This is a genomic window from Hymenobacter amundsenii (genome assembly GCF_002204745.1).
In the GTDB taxonomy this organism is placed as follows: Bacteria; Bacteroidota; Bacteroidia; order Cytophagales; family Hymenobacteraceae; genus Hymenobacter; species Hymenobacter amundsenii.
On the sequence record NZ_NIRR01000017.1, the window covers coordinates 1 to 19340 of the forward strand.

Below are 19340 nucleotides of genomic sequence, written 5' to 3' on the forward strand. Positions count from 1 at the left end.
TCTGGTGGCCGAAGTTGCGGCTGAAATCCACGAAGCGCACCCGCTCGTCGCGGGCGGCCAGTTGCCGGATCAAGGCCAGCGACCCGTCGTGCGAGCCATAGCACTATGCTAGCGACCCTTTCGAGTGTGTAGGCATGGTATTATTTCCAATCAGGCATCGTAGCCCTCTCGAATAGCCGGACCCGGTTGCGGCCGTTTAAATCGACTGTAAAAATTTCGGGTACGGACTGAGCCACGTTGTTCACCTGCACGAAGATTATCTGGGCTCCATTGGGTGAGTAGTGCGGCAGGATGTCATTGAAGCCAGCAGGCTTGGTGGAGTTAGCAGTACCACTCGAACCTGACGATACATCAACCTGGCCACTACCATCGAGATTCTGCGTGAAAATATGCGCGTTAAGCTGTCGGCCGGCACCGTCACTAAATGCGTCTACATCGCGGGTATATACGATGCGCTGCCCGTCGACGCTAAACGATGGGGAATCGAGGCGGCCGGGTAAATTCCCGATGAGCTGCTTGAAGTTTGATCCGTCGGCGTTGAGTAGGTAAAATTCAGAATCGTAAATGCTGACGCCCACCGTCTGCACCACAATGCGGTTTCCCTGCCCTGTCCAGTCGCACTCGCGAAAATGGCGCTCGGCCGGTGCTGTGGCCAGCACCGTCAGGCCAGTGCCGTCGCGGTTGATGCGATAAAGCTTGTTGTAGCTACTGTAGATCAGCTGCCCCCCATCGGGCGACCAACGATAACCAACTCCCTGGTTGAAGTAGCCATCTACTGGCTGCAACGTTATCTGCCGCGAATCGGAACCGTCGCGGTTCATGGTATAAAGTTGGAACTGACCGGTAGCGTTGGAGGTATAAGCAATCCGGTCGCGGTTAGGACTCAATTGCGGATTAGCCTCTACAAAGGCCGAGGTGGTCAGACGAGTAAGCGTGGTGCCAGTCTCGTTGCTAGAATAGATGTCGGTATTACCATTTTCGGTGCGTACAAACAGGTAGCGGTTATCGGGTTGTACATCGGTCCGGAAGCTCCATAGCGGCGAGCGAACCGAACTACCACCGGCATTACGAACTGTCACCTGCCAGAAGTAGGTGGTATTGTAACTCAACTGCGTAGCCCGTACAACGGTGTCGCGGCTGTTAGTGAGCAAATTGCGGGCAGTGCCACTGGTGCCTTGGTACAACACCACATCGTAGCGTAGCGAATCACCTTTATCAGTTCCGGCCGGATGCCATCCTAGTAGCACATCGGGCCCAGGTACCGTTGCCTGATCGGCTGGAGAGGGCCGGACGGGCGCAGATGGCGGCGTGGCCGAAAGATTTTTCTCCAGTACAATAGACACTGCGACAGCGGCTTCACTCTCCACGGTTACGGCCACCGTCACGGAGCGGTAATCGGCTTTGGAAGCCGCGATGGTCAGGCGCCCAGTAGGTACGCCCGTTAACTCAAAATTGCCTTGGGCATCGGTTGCTACTGAAGAGGTAGCGGGCGTTGTGGTAATGGAGGCATTAGCAAGCGGCTGATTATTTCGGGCGTCGCGCACGGTACCGGTTACCTTGCCGTATAACACAGGCTCGACCGGATTGTCCTCGCAACCGGTAAGCCAGAGTGTACAGCAGGTTAAGAGCAACCACAGCGTTCGAAAGCGGATGGGAAGCAACATGGATGGAAGCATATATAATGAAAAACGAAAGTTCCTTCTATAGTACATCGGCTCCTTGTTGCCGAACTAAGATGGTGAGCTTGAAACTACTTATTCCCGGGCTCATGGCGAACAGAATCCTGCGCCAGTAAAACATTTTGCGAATCGAAGACGCGCAGACGGCCAATGTAAGTGGTTTGGCCATCAATATTTACTTGCGTACTAGACAACACGACCGACTGACCAGCAGCCAACTCGAATTCGCCACCTTGCTGGCTCTTGGAGTGGCCACCGGAGGAATGACGCTCTACGCTCATCTCGTAGCGATAACGACCGGTAGCCCCTGCCAGACTGCTACAGTTGCCGGTCATTTCGAGCATGTTGCCGCGGGGCGTTGCCTGCAGCCAGGCCTTACATGCCGGACTCGAAACTGCTTGGCTTACTCCAAGCAGAGCAGCCCAGCCAGCCATGAAGAGAAGGATAGTATGCATACCTCTTTATTGTTTTTTACGATTGTCAAATATACCTTTTTCCAGAAACAAGCTGCTATGTAAATTTAATTATTTGACGAATTATTATAGTTGATAACCTAAACGCACAAACACCCGCCACTTCCGGAGGGCGGGTGTTTGTGCGTTTAAGACAACCGGTAAGTGGTAGCCAACGGAGATACTACTGACCGATGCGGCCGTTCTGAATAGAGAGTTGAATGCCATTGCCGCGCATCTCTACCTCATAACGCGGAGGAGCCAACGACTCAGTACCAGTTTGCCGGAGTTGGTTGTTGTTACCAAGCTGAGTCAGCTTGAAATCGGTCTGGTTGGTCGCCACATCGCGCACGAGGCGGTTGTCGTTGCCAATCTGGTTCAGCTTGGTCGTGTTGTTGTCGCCACTTACCTTGCTGGTTGCTTGGTTACGTTGTCCAAATTGGTTGATAGTAGTAGTATTGCCACTACCCTTCTGAACAAGTACTGCTTCATTGGACAAACCTACCTGCGTAATATATGCTTGGTTGGCAATATTGCCGGGGTTATCCTGCTGGGCCTGGGCCTTGTTGAGGTTACCCAACTGCACCAGTTTTGCCAGGTTACGGGTACTAGTCAGCGAAGGAGCCAGAGACTGGTCGCCTACTAGCAGGCCAAAGTCTTCGACTAAGCGCTGGGAGCTGCTACCGGCCTCGCTCAGGCCCTGCTGCTGCGCCTGCGCCATATTAGCCCAACTTAGCAGCCAGACAAACAGGCTGAGAGATGCAAAAAAACGGAACTGTTTCATAGTTTGGGAAATTATGCAAAGTTCTATAGATGACCTGCTAAGCAGTAAATGGCATTGGCCGGGCTCTTCTCTCCGGCGAGAAAAGAGGCCCGGCCGCCACTACTTGCTGTGCAGGCTTACTTTGCTATACCCGGAGGCCTAGCGACGGTTCTGCATTACCAGTGCCTGGTTGCCGTTGCCACCCTGCTCAATGCAGCTACGCTGACCGCTGATGGTAGAAGCTACGTTGGCTGTACCACCCTGCAAAGTTACCGCAGTGTTGTCGTTACCGATCTGCATCTGGGTGGCGGCACTGCCATTCACACGCTGGAAGATACGGCCGCTGTTGCGGAGGCCATTCTGATCCTGAGAGGCAATGTTTCTATCGCCATACGTTTTGATGTCGGCATCATTCGATTCGCCATTCTGGCGCTGCTGGGCGAGGTTGTCGTCCCCGTTTCGGGAGTCAAAGGCCAATCCAATCACCTGGTCAACGTTGATTCCCGCTCTGTTGCTATTACCAGTCTGGATCTGGAGCGTGGTGTTCCGATTACCATATACAAGAGCCTGAGCTTGGTTGCCATTACCAGTCTGCACCTGCAGACCGTAGTTATTGCTGCCTTCCAACTGAGAGAGCGAAGCACGGTTGCCTGAACCAGACTGGTCAACTACTGCACGATTGTTATCACCACGGTTAATACCGGAACCACCCTGTATCACTACTGAGCAGTTATCGATGGCCGCAAGAGCAGGCGTGCCATTAGGGTTGCTCTGGTTGGCATCACGAGTTGTGGGTGCGACAGGTTCGCAGCCCTGGCAGGCGTTTACTGCACGGAAGGAGTCGCGGGTGCCCGTCTGGGCGTAGGCCGAACTGGCGAAGAGAACGGCAGCAGCGACGAGTAGTTGTACTTTTTTCATGATGATAGAAAAAAAAGGTGGGGAAATAAATGAACATCTCAGACAAATGGAAAAGCTATCAGGGTACTATTCCCTTTTCGCATTATCCTTGCCCTTTGATTGAGACAAATATAAATGAGAATAATTAAGTATCAAGCACCTATTATCATTTTTTTATTATAATTTTCAATGGTAATATTACAATTCTAATCCCAATACCTTAGTTACCATACATAACTACCTCACTATCAGTACGAAAATTAACAAAGTATAACATAATTATTTTTTAATTGTCCTTTTTATATACATATTCTGTCATCAAAGGTTGACCCAGAACTCTGGGCATCTCTGCAACTCTTTTAATATCAATATATTACCCGTAAAAACCAGTAACTGCATAGGCTGTGAGTCAGGCAACTTAGAGCCCCAGGGAGATGATATTAAACACTTGGCATCATCGCTACGCATGTTGCGCAAGACAACGGATAAAGCCGATGCCCCACAACGGCCACCTCGTAAGGGCTTTGCTGTGGGGCATTAGCTGAACTAAGGCTCTTGTATGCTGCTTATGTGCGCTTGTACGTCCGCACGTTACTCAGTGGCTTATGTTGGGTTTATGCGCCCGTAATGATGTTACAAAGCCTTACTGGCAGTTACTTAACCGTTGGCTTAGGACGACGGGCACTGAGTTGATACGTAATGCCAATACGGGCTCCAACGGTATTATCGTTGTAGCGTCCGGCATCAGCGCCATCAATATCGTCGCGCAGGAACAAGCGGCTATCCACTCCTCCAAACATACTCCAGTTCACGCTGAATCGGTATTCGAGACCGGCCCCGGCTGAAACATGCGGTGTAAATCGCCTGGAAGCTTGCACCGTAGATTGGCTTTTGCTACTAGTGGTTATACCGCCACCCAGTTGCAGATAAGGTGTAAAGCGGTCGGTGGGTAGCATGCGCATCATTACGCCGGCTTCGGTGAAGTAGAACTTCTGGTCGAAGAACTGGCGGGCAGCCAGCCGGCTTTGCCCAATGGCAAAGTAAGGGTTCAAGAATCCCCCAGCGGGCTGATAGGCTACCTGGAGCTGGGTAATGGCGGTGGTACGAGGCGAGGCGAAGTCGCCAGCATAACGCTGACCACCAGCTGAAATAGTGGCCAGCAGGCCCTTCTCGCGGTTGAGCACCTGCCGTCCCAACACGTCATAGAACTTGCCATACTCCCGCTCGCCTACATACCGCATCATTTTAGGGCCGGTAGCTTCGGCCGAATCTCGGGGTAGCCAGAGCCGATCCTGAATGCCTTCGTATATAAGGGCTTGTACAGCTTTTTCGATGGCTTCTTTGATAGCCATTTCGCTGGGCTCATTATAGGTGAAGCCTGTTTCGGCTTCCATCAGGCGCTTGAAGCTAACGAAGCGGAATAAGCTGCCCTGAATCTGCTGGGAGAGAATGGTTTTGGAGGTATATACGGTTCGCAGAATGCGGCCATTACTGGTGCTAATGGCTCGCAGATATACCGTTACACGGTCTTGGCGGTACTGGCCCGATGCTCCGGTACCAAAATAGCGCAGCCCTGCTCCACCGGTAAGCATATTCGCATCATAGGAAATAATACCGCCCTCCAACATCACGCCCGCAAATAGTAGGGGCGGTAACACGGGCTGCTTCACGCCGGTCTGCTCGGTAAACTCGGCCCGGGTAGACCGGATAATTTTGCGCTCATTGAGCAGATTACCCAAGTTTTCGCGCTCGATGGGGTCGAACCAGCCCGATTCTTCGAGGGCCCGCAGCAGAATAGTGGTTGTGCCTTGGGTAATGGCCGTTGAGAAACTGGAGCCGTTGATTTGGGGCTTATACTGGCCGGTCTGGTCGCGAAACTTATACACCGCTACCACTGTGCGCGACTTCGGCGCAGGCAAGTTGCGCATATCGGCATTACCATCCACCTCGGCCCCCAGCCGGGCCCGCTCGGGGCCAAAGGGCTGATGAAAATAAGGGCTGCAGGCGGCCAGCAGTAACCCAATCAGTAAGCACCCTATATAAGTGTAGGGGCGCACAGTAGCAGTATTCATAGAGAGAGACAGCGACTATTGTCGGAGGGAAAGGAATAGCAGAAACACGCAAGCGCATACGGTACCGATGGCAACACCCACAGGCTCAGGGCCGGCACTACATCAGCCTGCTAAGGCAGATTGGGAATTGTAACGGTGGTCTGGTTGCCAGTGGCAGGGTCGGAAATAACGATGACGACTCCATTCGAGCCGGGCGTTACCTGAATCTGGTAGCCGCCCACCGAGTAGTTGCCGGCCCGCACCGTGCCCTTGCCAAACTGGTCGGTGATAAAGCGGTCGGTGAGTTGGCTCAGAATCTGGCGATTGAGATTGGTAGCGAATGCAGTAAGCGGATCTTCGACGGCTTGGGCCCGAGCAGCATCCGGATCTTTATAAGTGTCTTGAGCTGAGGCTGAGCTAAGCAGCGAAGAATAATTGAACGTATTGCCTCCAAAGTTAGGATTGACCGGCTCGTAGATAAAATCCTGCGCGGTGGCAGCCGGTGCAGACACCAAGGCCAGCAACAGGGCGAAAACTGAATAGTAGAGATAATTCATGGCGAAGCAGGTTGAGGTCGGAAACACGCGTGCAAATGCAATTAATAGACTTCCAGGGGCTGGCTATTGCCTTGTTCCAGCTCGTTGCCCAAGCGGTTATTTTCGATGAGATGTTGCGTTACCGTACCAACAGCTTCGCTGGCAGCAGCTTCAATGTATTCCTCATTCGGCTGGAGCGGCATTTCCAGCACATCGGTATTGTTGACGGCTACCGTGACAAGGATACTAGTACCCCGGGCTGGTTTTTCGGTAATGGTGACCAAATAGTCGCCCGAGCCTGCGGGTGCTTCAAACGTGCTGAAAAACTGGCTGTAAAAGTCGCGCCCTAGCTTGCTGATGGTCTGGTCAACGACCAAGCCGTCTATTTCAAATCCACGCTGAAGCTTCTCGGTATTGGCCGAATCGGCAGTAGCTGCCAACAGCAACCGCAAGGCTTCCTCCAACTGCTTTGGTGACAATGGATTAGCCTTCGCCTCCTGCGTAGGGATGGTGGTTTTGTTAGGAGCCTTATCTCGAACCGGCACCCGCTTTTCCCCCTGAGCCCAGCTTACCTGGGTGAGCAATAACATCCCCAGCAGACATCCTAATCGGATGAGCATTAACCGCGTCGGATTTTTGGCTAGTGCCAACCGCTGCGCCAGAAACTGCCCCCAACTGGTTGTCATCATGATTGGAGTGGTGAAGGAGGTTTGTGCAGGAAGGTATTCGTCTACCTGAAGTAATGATTCGACGGCATAAATGTAATTATTTAATCAAAAAATACAAATAATAGCATGTATTTCTACTTAAATCATTCTTGACTTATTACCATTCAAGGCTTAAATCAATAGTGTAATACACTATCATATAGCAACTTATACAATTAAGCACATATTTCATAAGGCTCCTAAATCCCATTTTACCATCTGAGAAGACAATGAAAACCCACCCTACCGAGGAATGAGCTCGGTAAGCCGGGGTGCCACACCTGCCGTTTATCACGCAAAAGGCTACTCCCAGAGAGGGTAATGCTCTAGCTGCACTTCCTGTCCGAAGAATATGCGAGTGCTTTCTTCGAATGAACGGGTGAAATCGGAAACGTAGAAATGATGGCGGGGCAACGCCGACGCCGGTTGGGCCAGCAATTGCTGGGCAGCTAAGTACTGCCGCACATGCTGGGCCACCACATCGGAGGCATCGAGCACTTCAGTTCGGCCCTGGTAAAACGCGGCAATCTGTTGCTTGATGAGCGGGTAGTGCGTGCAGGCCAGCACCAGTGCCTCAATGCCTTCGAGGCCCGAATTGGAGAGGTAGGTTTCGATGACGTTGCTGGCAATGGAGTCGTTGAAAAAGCCTTCCTCAATCATGGGAGCCAGCAGCGGGGTGGCCAGGCTACGCAGGTCCACGCCCGCGTCGAGGTCGTCAATCTTCTTCTTATAGACGTTGCTATTCACGGTTTGCTTGGTACCAATGAGGCCCACCGTGCGCCCGGCATACTGCTGCCCTACGTGCTCTACGATGGGGTCGATGACATTGAGCACCCGCGCCTTAGAGCCCACGTACTCGCGCACCAGCTCGTAGGCGGCCGCCGAGGCTGAGTTGCAGGCAATGAGAATGACTTTACACTGCTGGCGCAACAACAGGTCGCAGATTTTTACCGCGTACGCCTGAATAGCAGCCGTGCTTTTGTCGCCGTAGGGCAAGTGGGCCGTGTCGCCGAAGTACACTAGCCGCTCATCGGGTAGCGCCTGCGCTACGGCCCGGGCCACAGTGAGGCCGCCAATGCCGCTGTCGAAGATGCCGATGGGGCGGGTGGTCAGGTCGGGGGAAGCAGTTAGGGAAGTCATCAGCAGACGAAGATAAAGTGTAAGGACGTAGAAGCCCGGCTTTTTTACTGTGGCCTCACTGCAGGAGGGGGCTCCCTCCTACCCGCTCAGCCGGCCATCGGCGGCGTAGCGTAGCTCCCCCAGCTCCACCAAATCGCGCAGCAGGGCCGTGACGGCGGAGGCCTGGCCGGGAGCGTAGTGGGTGAGCACCTCGCGGGGGGTTTGGGGAGTTTCTTGCACCAGTTCCAGCAGCTGGGCCCGCAACTCGGGCAGCGGAATGGCCTCCTGACGGGCTTTTTTGCGGGCCAGGCAGAAGTCGCACACCCCGCAGGCCGGCGCGTCGAGCTCCCCGAAATACTCTAGCAGCAATTGCTGGCGGCAGCGGTTGCCGGCGGCATACCGAATCACGGAGTCGGTTTTATGGATGGCCAGGTCGCGCTGCTGGTGCAGGCGCTTCTGCTCCAGCGGCAGCTTGTCGGCATCATGGCGCGGGGTCGTGAACAGAGCCTGGGGCGACTCGTGGCGGGGCTGGTACTGGATGATGCCCGAGCGGTGCAGGAACACGAGCATCTTGCGCAAGTCCACCACGCTCAGGCGCAGGTGCTGGGCGATGCTGTTCTCGGAAATCCGCTGGAAGCCCGCGAACATCTCGCCCCCGTGAAAGCGCAACAGGCTCTTGATGAGCTGGTCGTGCTGGGCGTTGGCGACCTGGAACCGGTAAAGGTCGGTGTGGTCGATGGGGATGTGGACCCGGGCGGGGTTGCTGACGGCCTCATTCAGCTGCACGAACCCCTCGCGGGCCAGCGTGCGCAGGCTGTTGTGGGCGTCGAGGGCGCGGATACGGTAGGTTTCGGCAAACTGCTGCAAGTCGAAGTCGAAGGCCACCAGCTCGCCCCCACCCACGGCCGTGCGCGAAAAGTTGGCCAGCGCCTGGTATACTCGCCGCACCGTATCCAGCGGCGGGAAGCTCAGGCGGGTGCGGCGGCGCAACTCGTCGGCATCGTTGGGCCCGCTCAGCAGCACGGCAAAGGCGTACTTTTCGTCGCGGCCGGCGCGGCCCGCTTCCTGGTAGTAAGCCTCCAAGTTGTCGGGTGCATCGAGGTGGACCACCAGGCGCACGTCGGGCTTGTCTATGCCCATACCGAAGGCGTTGGTAGCCACGATGCAGCGGGTTTTATTCTGCATCCAGTCTTGCTGCACCCGGGTGCGCTGGTCGGAGGGCAGGCCGGCGTGGTAGGCGGCGGCGGCAATGCGCTGCTGCTGGAGGTAGTGGGCGGCGTCTTCGGTCTGGCGGCGGGTGCGGGCATACACGATACTGGTTTTTTCAGCTCCCACCCCGCGCACCACTTCCAGCATCCGCTTGAACTTGTCCTCGGTGCTGAGCACCGAGTACGACAGGTTAGGCCGGGCGAAGCTCTGCTGAAAAACGCGGTGCGTAGTCCCGAAAAGTAGCTTTTCTACGATATCGAGGCGCACCTGCTCGGTGGCGGTGGCCGTGAGGGCGATGCACGGCACGTCCGGTAGCAGCGCCCGCAGCTCGGCGATACGGAGGTAGGGTGGCCGGAAATCATAGCCCCACTGCGAGAGGCAGTGCGCTTCGTCGATGGCCAACAGACTCACCTTCATCTTCGGCACCCGGGCCCGGAACATATCGGTCAGCAGCCGTTCAGGACTCACATACAGGAACTTTACCGGCCCGTACACACAGTTGTCGAGGGTCTGGTCGATTTCCTGGTGGCTCATGCCGGCGTACACCGCTTCGGCCTTGATGCCGCGCTGGCGCAGGTTTTCCACCTGGTCCTTCATCAGCGCAATCAGCGGCGACACCACTAGGCATAACCCCGGCCGGGCCAGCGCCGGCACCTGGAAGCAGATGCTCTTGCCCCCACCGGTGGGAAGCAGCGCCAGCGTATCGTGCCCTGCCAGCACCGACCGGATGATGTCCTCCTGCAAAGGCCGAAACTGGGTGTGCCCCCAGGTTTGGCGCAACACGTGCAGGATATCATCAGTCGCGAGTTCGGGCATAGGGCAAAAGTACGAACCCCACCCCCAACCCTCGCCGTAGGATTCCGCGAATCAAGCGGTGAGGGTTGGGGGTGGGGTCGCAAAAAAGCCCAGCTCCTTGCGGAACCGGGCTCTCATAACGCAACGCCAGACAATTTAGGCGGCCACGGCTGTCTGGCCGTTCTCGCGGTCGTCGATAGCCTTTTTCAGCTTGCTGATGGCCTGGGTGGCGCGCTCTTCATCAAGGCGATTGATGTTGAGCAGCATCTTTGTCTTCTCGGCCCGGGTAACGACCGGGTGGTTAAGTAGCCGGATAATTTCCTCCTTCTGCGAAGCCGAAGCATAGGCCGGAGCCGACGATTCGGTGGCTACCGTGGGCTCGGCGGGTACGGCCTTCATGGCGGCTACCGGTGCAGGAGCGGGCTGAGGAGCCGGCGTGGCTGGCATTTCGGCCACGGTGGGCATGTTGTTGCCGTAGTCCATCTCCTCGGCCGGAGTGGGCTCGTAGCCGGCGGCGCGGATAATCCAGGCCAAAATGTTGCGATAAGCTTTACCAATGGCCCGGGTCTGGGCCATACTCATGATGGCAAACTCCTGATAAAATTTCTTGCCCTGCTCCTTGTTCGAGCACACGGCGAAGCCGGCGCCCACCGTCTGGCCGCTCTTCAGATCGAAGAGGATGACTTTGGCCTGGTACTTAATTTCCTGCTCGTTGCTCACGTTGATGACGTGCTCCACCACGGGCACGATGCCCAGGCGAGAGCCAGCGTACTGCCAGCCTTCCACGTTCACGTACTCCTTGCCCTGCACGTTAGTGGTGAGCTTGTTTTCCTTGATAAACTTGGCCAGATCCGTGGCCAGATGCAGCGTTTCATCGGAGTGCGACAAGTCGTAGCTCTCTACTTTGGGCTTGCGGATGGGCTCTTTCGGGGCTTTCACTGCTTGGCTCATGGTGTTTTCCGTTAGGTTCCTGTAATACCGTATGTGGGGTTCGGTTGTATAACCTTTGCCCGACGCAAATAGTGCAAAAATTCGCAGATTTTTATATAATTTTTATCACTGATTATCAGCTATTTACAAATTTTATTTCCAACCATATTAGCCACTAACTCATTTAGCTCCGCAGTAGCCACAGCCTTGCTTGGCCGAACAGCCCCACGCGTCCCTACTGGCTCGATGCGATGGAGCGGCATCCAACCCTAACTGCTGCTGAAGCTGCGGCGCACTCCGCCCGGCAGCAACGCAAAACGCCGGCTCGGGGCCGGCGTTTCGGGGTTAGCACAGGCACTACTGAACGCTGATCTTAATTTGGACCCTCCCAGATGTTGCCGTCCTTCATCGTAATGGTGCGGTCAGCCATTTCGGCCAACTGGTCGTTGTGGGTGACGATAACGAAGGTCTGGCCCAGCTCTTTGCGGAGCAGGAAGAATATCTGGTGCAGCTCCTGGGCATTCTGCGAGTCCAGGTTGCCGCTGGGTTCGTCGGCAAATATTATTTCGGGCGAGTTGATGAGGGCCCGGGCTACGGCCGTGCGCTGCTGCTCGCCTCCGCTCATTTCCGAGGGCTTGTGGTCGGCGCGGCGCTCCAGATTCAGCATGCCAAGCAATTCGCGGGCCCGCACCCGGGTTTCTTTCTCCGAGCGGCCCGCCAAGTAGGCCGGTAGGCACACGTTTTCGAGGGCCGTAAACTCGGGCAGCAGGTTATGAAACTGGAAGATGAAGCCGATGTGGCGGTTACGAAACCGGGCCAGATCGGAGCGTTTCAGCGAGCTGACCGACTCGCCATCAAACAGCACCTCGCCCGAATCGGGGTTGTCGAGCGTGCCCAGAATGTGGAGTAGCGTGCTCTTGCCGGCCCCCGACGAGCCCACGATGGACACGATTTCCGACTTCTCAATGGTCAGGTCGATGCCCTTAAGCACTTCGAGCGTGTTGTAGCTTTTGCGGACGTTGATGGCTTGCAGCAAAACGGATCGGGGAGTAAGGCAAAGGAAAGTACGGAAACAAATCTACGTAATGTCGGGCGTTGGGGTGGCATCGGGCGTGTAGCAAGCCGGTTATTTGGCTCTTACCCGCCCGGTTTGCGTTATCTTCACACACTCTATGGATGCGATGCCCTTCCCTGCTTTTCGATTTACGCGTTGGTTGCGGTGGCTGCTACTCGTGCCAGCGGCGCTACTGGCGGCGGCACTAGGCTGGTGGTATTGGCCCCGCAAGGCCGAATCTATTGCCATGACGCCGGTCCAAACTGCTGTCCGCACTAGCGTAGGGCCACCGCCCACCGATGGCCGGATGCGGGGCGTGAGCTGGGTGGGCTCCGATTCCGTTTCCTCGCTCGACCTGGAGCCCCTTACCCAAGCCGGCGTAACTTGGATTGCCCAGACCCCCTTCGGCTGGCAGCCCGGCGCGGCCGTACCCGAGGTGCAGCTGCACACCGGCAGCGGCAACCGCCACTACTGGGGCGAGAGCGACCAGGGCCTGCTACTCACGGCCGCCCGGGCCCAGCAGCGCGGCATCCGTACCTTACTTAAACCTCATTTGTGGCTGCGCGGCGAGGGCGGCACCTGGCCCGGCGACGTAAAAATGACCTCAGACGCCGACTGGCAAGCTTGGTTCGCTAGCTACTCCACGTTCATCCTCCATTATGCCGAGGTGGCAGAAACCGGCCATTTGGACGGTTTCTGCATCGGCACTGAGCTGGCCCAGACCGTAAGCCACGAGGCTGAGTGGCGGCACCTTATTGGCCAGATCCGGCGGGTGTATCACGGCCCGCTGACCTACGCCGCTAACTGGAGCGGGGAGTTTGAGCAGGTGAAGTTCTGGGACGCACTCGACTTCATTGGCGTGCAGGCCTACTTCCCGCTCAGCAAAATCGATCAGCCCACCAAAGCTACTCTGCTGGCTGCCTGGCAGCCACCACTGCGCCGCCTGGAGGCCCTGCACAAGCAGTACCGTAAGCCCATAGTGTTCACCGAGGTCGGCTACAAAACCACGCCCGACGCGGCCATCGAACCTTGGGTGTGGCCCGACCGGCTGGCCGTGCTCACGCCCCCCGACGAGGCCACCCAGGCCGCCTGCTACGCTGCCCTATTCGAGACCTTCTGGCCCCGGCCCTGGTTTAAGGGATTATTCGTCTGGAAGTGGTACCCCGGCCTGCAACCCGATGGCCCCGCCCGCCGCCACCTTGATTTCACCCCCCAGCACAAACCCGCCGAACAGGTGATGGCCCAGTGGTTTCTGAAGGGGAAGTGAGAAATGAGGAATGAGGAAGGGTACGGGAATCGAAAACACGTACGACCGAGATTCTTCGCTGCGCTCTGAATGACGGTCGTATTCACCCGTTTTTCCAACCCCAATTCGCTCCTGGCCGGCAACTATTCCGCCTTCCTTATTAACTCCCAATTCAATTCTGCCTACTTTCGCGAATAGAAACCACCCCCATAACTGACCTCTATGAACATTCACGAGTATCAGGGCAAAGACATTTTAAAACGCTACGGCGTACGCGTGCAGGAAGGCATCGTGGCCGACACGGCTGAGGAAGCCGTGGCTGCCGCCGAGAAGCTCACCGCTGACACCGGCACGAGCTGGTACGTTATCAAGGCCCAGATTCATGCTGGCGGCCGCGGTAAAGGCGGTGGGGTGAAACTCGCCAAAAACCTGGAGCAGGTAAAGGAAATTGCCGGCCAGATCATCGGCATGCAGCTCGTAACCAAGCAAACCACCGCCGAAGGCCGCAAGGTGCATAAGGTGCTCGTGGCCCAGGACGTGTACTACCCCGGCGAGTCGGAGCCGAAGGAGTATTACATGAGCGTACTGCTCGACCGCGCCACTGGCCAGAACGTTATCATCTACACCACCGAAGGCGGCGTGGATATTGAGGAGGTCGCCGAGCAGCATCCCGACAAAATTCACCGCGAGCATATTGACCCGCGCGTGGGTCTGCAGGGCTTCCAGGCCCGCAAAATCGCCTTCAACCTCGGCCTCTCGGGCGAGGCGTTCAAGGAGATGACCAAATTCGTAACGGCTCTTTACAAGGCTTACGACGAAACCGATTCGGCCATGTTCGAAATCAACCCCGTGTTGAAAACGTCGGACAACAAGATTCTGGCCGTTGACGCCAAGGTTGACCTCGACGAAAACGCCCTCTACCGCCACAAGGACTTCGCGGCCCTGCGCGACACCAACGAGGAAGACCCGTTGGAGGTAGAAGCTTCGGCTTCGAACCTGAACTACGTGAAGCTCGACGGCAACGTGGGCTGCATGGTGAACGGCGCTGGCCTGGCCATGGCTACCATGGACATCATCAAGCTTTCGGGTGGCGAACCGGCCAACTTCCTCGACGTAGGGGGTGGGGCCAGTGCCCAGACGGTGGAGGCGGGTTTCCGCATCATCCTGAAGGATCCGAACGTGAAGGCTATCCTCATCAACATCTTCGGTGGCATCGTACGTTGCGACCGGGTGGCTAATGGGGTAGTGGAAGCCTACAAGAACATCGGCGACATCAAGGTGCCCATCATCGTGCGTCTGCAAGGCACTAATGCCGAAGAAGGCGCCCGCATCATTGATGAGAGCGGCCTGAAAGTATTCTCGGCCGTGCTGTTGAAGGACGCCGCCGAGCGGGTGAAGGAAGTACTGGCTGGTCAGACTGCTTAATTCATATCGCTCTTACTTAGCAACGAACCCGCCCGGTCATACCGGGCGGGTTTTTGTTGGCGCATAAGCCAACTTCCCGTAGCTGTTTGCGTAAAGTCCTGTTCCTTCAAATATTGACTTTAGCGTATGATAAGTAGAACTTTACCCATTTTACTTATGGCTACTATTTTATCGTTGACGGCAAATGGTCAGGCCCGAGACAATAGCAGTTCACAACAGCCATTTTCTTATCAACTAGCCCCCGACCGGGTGGCTTACCCGGTCGCCTTCAGTTCGCCCGACTCGGCTTACCTGACTCGATTTCGGGAAATGTTTGGCCTTGAGGGCATTATTGCTCACGAAACCACCGATTTGGGCCGGGCTCGGGCACTATGCCAGTGGGTGTATTTCCGGTTGGAGCACGACGGCCGTCAGACCTTCAAATCGGCCGATGCTTTCGATATTCTGCATGCGGCCCAGGCGGGGCAGTCGGTACAGTGTGTGGAGTATGGGCTGGTGCTGGCCACGGCCTTCAACGCAGTGGGCATCCGGGCCCGGCCGCTGTACCTGAAGGCGGCCAATGTGCAAACCAAAGCCTCGGCCGCCGGCCACGCGCTGGCCGAAGCCTGGCTACCCGATTTAGGCAAATGGGTGATGGTAGATGCCCAGGCCGACATTATCCCGATGCTGGGCCCGACCCCACTTAACGCCCTGGAGCTGCAGCAAGCCCTGCTGGCCCACCGCCCCGATTTGACGGTGCTCACGTCGACCAAGGCCCGGGCAGGTTCCTACTTCCGCTGGGTGAAGCCGTACCTATTCTATTTCGATACTGTGCTCGACAACCGCTACGGTGTCCGGAAGTCGTCGGCCGGGCTGATGCTCGTGCCCCTCGGAGCCCGCAACCCCACCATATTTCAACGGACTGCCCGCATCCGCAACATGCGCTACACTAACTCGGCCACTACTTTTTATGCCTCCCCGGTGCCGATGTCTCAGTTGGCGCAGTCGGAGGCAGTGAAGCTACAGGTCCACTAACTTTCTGCTTTGGTCTTGCTGAGGTAAAAGCAAACCGGCCCGAAATCCTGCCTGGATTTCGGGCGGTTTGCTAATGACTGCTGGTGGCTTACTTCTCGCTGGCCACGCCGGCGTTGTCTTCGGCTTTTACGGGAATGGCTTTGCCTTTCACCCGCAACTCCACTTCCATATTACCCCGCGTGCCTACCGAGTAAGGGCAGATTTTGTGGGCCTGACGCACCATATCTATGCTTTTTTGTTCGTCGTAGGCTTTCAGGTCCACATCGAGTACGGCCGAGAGGCCATAACCTTCGCCTTCCTGGAACAAGCTCACGGAGCATTTCACTTCGGTACCAGAGTCCAGCTTGTCGCCAGCCCGCTGGGCAATAACGAGCAGCGCCTGCTGAAAGCACGAGGAGTAGCCGGCAGCGAACAATTCTTCGGGGTTGGTGGCGCCCTTCTTGCCGCCAAGGCCTTCGGGCACCGACATTTCGAGGTCGATGATACCAGTAGCGGAGCGGACATGGCCGCTGCGGCCACCTACGGCAACTGCGTCGGCGGTATATAGGGTCTTCTTTTCGGTGCTTGCCATAAGGGGGAATAGCTGGTGAGAAAGAGGTTTGGCTAATTAACTCCCTTGACTGCCGGAAGGTTACCGTTAAACGGTATAGGATTTCGCAGAAAAAGCGGAATCCCGTTTGGCAAACGTGCTTTTTCTCTCTAGTTTTGCGCCTCACTACCAGGTTGCGTAGTACAACGGATAGTATGGGAGCCTCCGAAGCTCTAGATCTAGGTTCGATTCCTAGCGCGACCACACTCAAAGCCTTCTGCTTCAAGCGGAAGGCTTTTTTTATAACTATTATTCTTGCCTTCGCTCCCCTCCTTGATTATAGCGCTGGGTCGGGTAGTGGTGGACAGATGGCGGAAAAAGGGTAACGGCGCTCAGCCTTCAATGAGTTGAAAACCGGGCCGCAGGAAAGTTTACCGACCTTTGGGTTCCGATTCTTTCTGCCTACACCCTTTTCCCCTTTTGATGAAGCACTTCTTCACCTGGATAATGGTCTCTGCCCTCAGTTATGGTGGCGGTACACTTTCGGCCCAAACTCTACCCCCAGCTGCCCCCGCAGCCTTGCAGGGCCAGCAGCTCAAAGACTGGCTCCGCCAGAACTGGTACGATGGCAAGCGCGTGGAATTAAGCTACAGCGTGGCCCGCGGCCGCATGTACAACTACATAGACAACCAAGATGGACGGGTGGTGTGCGTGTACTCAGGCTATACCGAAACCGTACCGCTCGATTCGAGCAATACCAGCCCGGCCGTAGTTAGCCGCATCAATACTGAGCATACCATTCCGCAGTCGTGGTTTGATGAACAGGTGCGCATGCGGGCCGATATTCATCACCTGTTCCCGACCTACGACACCTGGAACTCGAACCGCGGTTCAGATCCGTTTGCCGATATTCCGGATACCCAGACCCAGCTCTGGATGCGCAATACGAGCAGCCAAACTGGTATTCCGACCACGAACATCGACGAGTACAGCGAGGATACCAACTCGCAGTTTGAGCCCCGCGAAGACCACAAGGGCAACTTAGCCCGGGCCGCGTTCTATTTCTACACCATGCATCAGGACCAGAAGTTTGATGCCGGCAAGGAGCAGATTGCCGCGCTGGCCGACCTGAACACGCTGTATAAATGGCATCTGGCCGACCCGGTAGATGCCCGCGAGCGGGAACGGAACCGCCGGACAGCCAAAAGCCAGGGCAATTTCAACCCTTACGTGGCCTACCCCGACCTGGTAGCCCGGGCCTGGGGCTTCGTGGTACTCCCAACTTTCGCCTTCGCCACGACTACCGGCAACATTGTGGAGGGCAACAGCGGTACCAGCACGTTTTCGACCACCGTCACCATCAGCCCCGCCCCCGATGCTCCGCTTTCGGTGCAGGTGGGCTTTGAGGCCGCTACTTCTACGGCCACCAGCGGCCAGGATTTCAGCTTTACCTCGCCCCAGACGCTGACCTTTGCCGCCGGCCAGACCTCGCAGGCCCTGACGGTCACCATCAACGGCGACCTGACGCCCGAGGCCGACGAGACGGTGGTCCTGAACCTAAGCAACCCCTCGACCGGTACGGCTTTGGGCGGCGCGGCCCAGCACGTACTCTCTATCCTCAACGACGACGGCCCGGCGCCCACCATCAGCTTTGCCGCCGCCACCGGCAGCGTGGCCGAAGGTAACACCGGTACCAGCACCTACCTCGTGAGCGTGACGCTGACTGGCGCAGCCCCTACCGCCGACGTAACTATTCCAGTTACGGTAAGCGCCACCGGCACCTCAGCCACCAGCCCCGACGACTACGTGCTAACAACGACCAGCCTAACTTTCGTGGCCGGCCAAGCCAGCCAGACCAAGTCGGTAGCCCTGACGGTGCTGGGCGACACGCAGCCCGAACCCAATGAAACCGTCCGGCTGGTGCTGGGCACGCCTACCACGGGCGGGGCCCTGCTCGGGTCGCCGGCCGCCCATGTGCTCACCATCCTCAACGACGATGAGGCTCCGGCCAGCTTACCCTGCGCTAACCTGTTCTTCTCGGAGTACGTGGAGGGTTCGGCTACCAACACCAAGGCCATTGAGCTCTACAACCCATCGAAGGCGCCCATCGGCCTGAGCGGTATCGAAGTGCAGCTGTTCTCCAACGGGGCCACCACCCCCACCAGCACCCAGGCCCTGACCGGCACGGTAGCTCCCGGTGGCGTGTACGTAATTGCCAATACCGGCGTGGTATCGCCGGTAGTGCAGGCCCAGACCAACCTGCAGTCGGCCGTGGGTTTCTTTAATGGCGACGATGCCTTGTTGCTGCTCCAAGGCACCGACACGCTCGATATTATCGGTGTAATCGGGCAGCGGCCCAGCGGCGGCTGGCAGCTGCCGGGCGGTGGCAGCACCACCAATGCCACCCTCGTGCGCAAGGCTACCGTGAGCCGGGGCCAGAAGCGCTGGGCCGATGCTCTGGCGGAATGGACCTTCGCTGGCACCGACGTTTACGACAACATCGGCCGCCATACCAGCAACTGTACAACGGTAACGGCTACCACCACGGCAGCCCGCCTCCACGAGGGTCTCGATGTTTTCCCGAACCCCGCCGCAGGAAGCATACAGGTGCGCTTGCCGCAACTGCAGGGCCGGCAGTCGGCCAGCATCAGCCTATACAATATGAAGGGCCAGCGAGTGTTACACCGCACCCAATTGCTCACGGCCACCGACGCCGCCACCCTTGACTTACAAACGGCTGCCAATGGCCTCTACCTAGTCCGCGTAACCGTGGGCGGTGTGCGCTATTCCAGCCGCGTAGCGGTGCAGCACTAACGAACCATCAATAGCGGTTTCATTCAGCGACGTAAATACGCGTTTCCAACCAGAAAGCGGAAATCCCCTGACGTCAGCCATGACGTCAGGGGATTTCCGCTTTCTGGTTGGAAACTGAGC

The 19340-nt window shown here is 56.9% G+C and carries 16 protein-coding genes and 1 tRNA gene; 5 read left to right on the plus strand and 12 right to left on the minus strand.

Features of this window, described 5'->3' with window-relative positions; translation table 11 throughout:
* Positions 1-140: 140 nt before the first annotated feature.
* The 11 genes from CDA63_RS11195 to CDA63_RS11245 all read right to left on the minus strand — a co-directional run bounded on the left by CDA63_RS11195 (position 141) and on the right by CDA63_RS11245 (position 12174).
* Positions 141-1571 carry a carboxypeptidase-like regulatory domain-containing protein gene (locus tag CDA63_RS11195; RefSeq protein WP_165768274.1) on the minus strand — a complete coding sequence of 477 codons (1431 nt, stop codon included), beginning with the start codon at positions 1569-1571 and terminating at the stop codon, positions 141-143.
* Between the two features lie 179 nt (positions 1572-1750).
* Positions 1751-2134: a curli-like amyloid fiber formation chaperone CsgH gene (gene csgH / locus CDA63_RS11200; RefSeq protein ID WP_088464547.1), complete on the minus strand. Its 384-nt coding sequence runs from the start codon at positions 2132-2134 to the stop codon at positions 1751-1753.
* A 181-nt stretch (positions 2135-2315) separates the two neighbouring features.
* Entirely contained in the window at positions 2316-2915 is a 600-nt protein-coding gene (locus tag CDA63_RS11205; protein WP_088464548.1) for a hypothetical protein, read from the minus strand.
* A gap of 138 nt (positions 2916-3053) precedes the next feature.
* On the minus strand, positions 3054-3812 hold the full coding sequence (locus CDA63_RS11210) for a hypothetical protein (RefSeq protein ID WP_088464549.1): 759 nt from the start codon (positions 3810-3812) through the stop codon (positions 3054-3056).
* 632 nt (positions 3813-4444) lie between these two features.
* Positions 4445-5863, minus strand: a complete 1419-nt coding sequence (locus CDA63_RS11215) for a CsgG/HfaB family protein (protein WP_088464550.1) — start codon at positions 5861-5863, stop codon at positions 4445-4447.
* A gap of 110 nt (positions 5864-5973) precedes the next feature.
* The gene (locus CDA63_RS11220; protein WP_088464551.1) at positions 5974-6399 is read right to left on the minus strand and encodes a curli production assembly/transport component CsgF; all 426 of its coding nucleotides are present in this window, start codon (positions 6397-6399) and stop codon (positions 5974-5976) included.
* Between the two features lie 41 nt (positions 6400-6440).
* On the minus strand, positions 6441-7067 hold the full coding sequence (locus CDA63_RS11225; protein WP_088464552.1) for a CsgE family curli-type amyloid fiber assembly protein: 627 nt from the start codon (positions 7065-7067) through the stop codon (positions 6441-6443).
* Positions 7068-7388: 321 nt separating this feature from the next.
* Positions 7389-8225, minus strand: a complete 837-nt coding sequence (gene murI, locus CDA63_RS11230; RefSeq protein WP_088464553.1) for a glutamate racemase — start codon at positions 8223-8225, stop codon at positions 7389-7391.
* Between the two features lie 78 nt (positions 8226-8303).
* The gene (locus tag CDA63_RS11235; protein ID WP_088464554.1) at positions 8304-10229 is read right to left on the minus strand and encodes a RecQ family ATP-dependent DNA helicase; all 1926 of its coding nucleotides are present in this window, start codon (positions 10227-10229) and stop codon (positions 8304-8306) included.
* A 135-nt stretch (positions 10230-10364) separates the two neighbouring features.
* A complete protein-coding gene (locus tag CDA63_RS11240) occupies positions 10365-11159 on the minus strand; it encodes a hypothetical protein (protein ID WP_088464555.1) in 795 nt (264 codons plus the stop codon).
* Positions 11160-11511: 352 nt separating this feature from the next.
* A complete protein-coding gene (locus CDA63_RS11245; protein WP_088464556.1) occupies positions 11512-12174 on the minus strand; it encodes an ABC transporter ATP-binding protein in 663 nt (220 codons plus the stop codon).
* A 136-nt stretch (positions 12175-12310) separates the two neighbouring features.
* Between CDA63_RS11245 and CDA63_RS11250 the strand changes: the two genes are divergently transcribed.
* From CDA63_RS11250 to CDA63_RS11260, 3 genes are all read left to right on the plus strand, one after another.
* On the plus strand, positions 12311-13459 hold the full coding sequence (locus CDA63_RS11250; RefSeq protein ID WP_126546826.1) for a glycoside hydrolase family 113: 1149 nt from the start codon (positions 12311-12313) through the stop codon (positions 13457-13459).
* Positions 13460-13660: 201 nt separating this feature from the next.
* On the plus strand, positions 13661-14863 hold the full coding sequence (gene sucC / locus CDA63_RS11255; protein ID WP_088464558.1) for an ADP-forming succinate--CoA ligase subunit beta: 1203 nt from the start codon (positions 13661-13663) through the stop codon (positions 14861-14863).
* 249 nt (positions 14864-15112) lie between these two features.
* Complete coding sequence (locus tag CDA63_RS11260; RefSeq protein WP_165768275.1) at positions 15113-15877, plus strand: transglutaminase-like domain-containing protein; 765 nt, start codon at positions 15113-15115, stop codon at positions 15875-15877.
* Between the two features lie 88 nt (positions 15878-15965).
* Here CDA63_RS11260 and CDA63_RS11265 read toward each other — a convergent pair whose 3' ends face one another.
* Positions 15966-16448 (minus strand): Ohr family peroxiredoxin, encoded by a 483-nt coding sequence (locus tag CDA63_RS11265; RefSeq protein ID WP_088464560.1) that lies wholly within the window; start codon positions 16446-16448, stop codon positions 15966-15968.
* A 150-nt stretch (positions 16449-16598) separates the two neighbouring features.
* Between CDA63_RS11265 and CDA63_RS11270 the strand changes: the two genes are divergently transcribed.
* Both CDA63_RS11270 and CDA63_RS11275 read left to right on the plus strand, forming a co-directional pair.
* Positions 16599-16670: transfer RNA gene (locus tag CDA63_RS11270), tRNA-Arg, on the plus strand.
* A gap of 243 nt (positions 16671-16913) precedes the next feature.
* Positions 16914-19220, plus strand: a complete 2307-nt coding sequence (locus CDA63_RS11275) for an endonuclease (RefSeq protein WP_206780456.1) — start codon at positions 16914-16916, stop codon at positions 19218-19220.
* Positions 19221-19340: the final 120 nt, after the last annotated feature.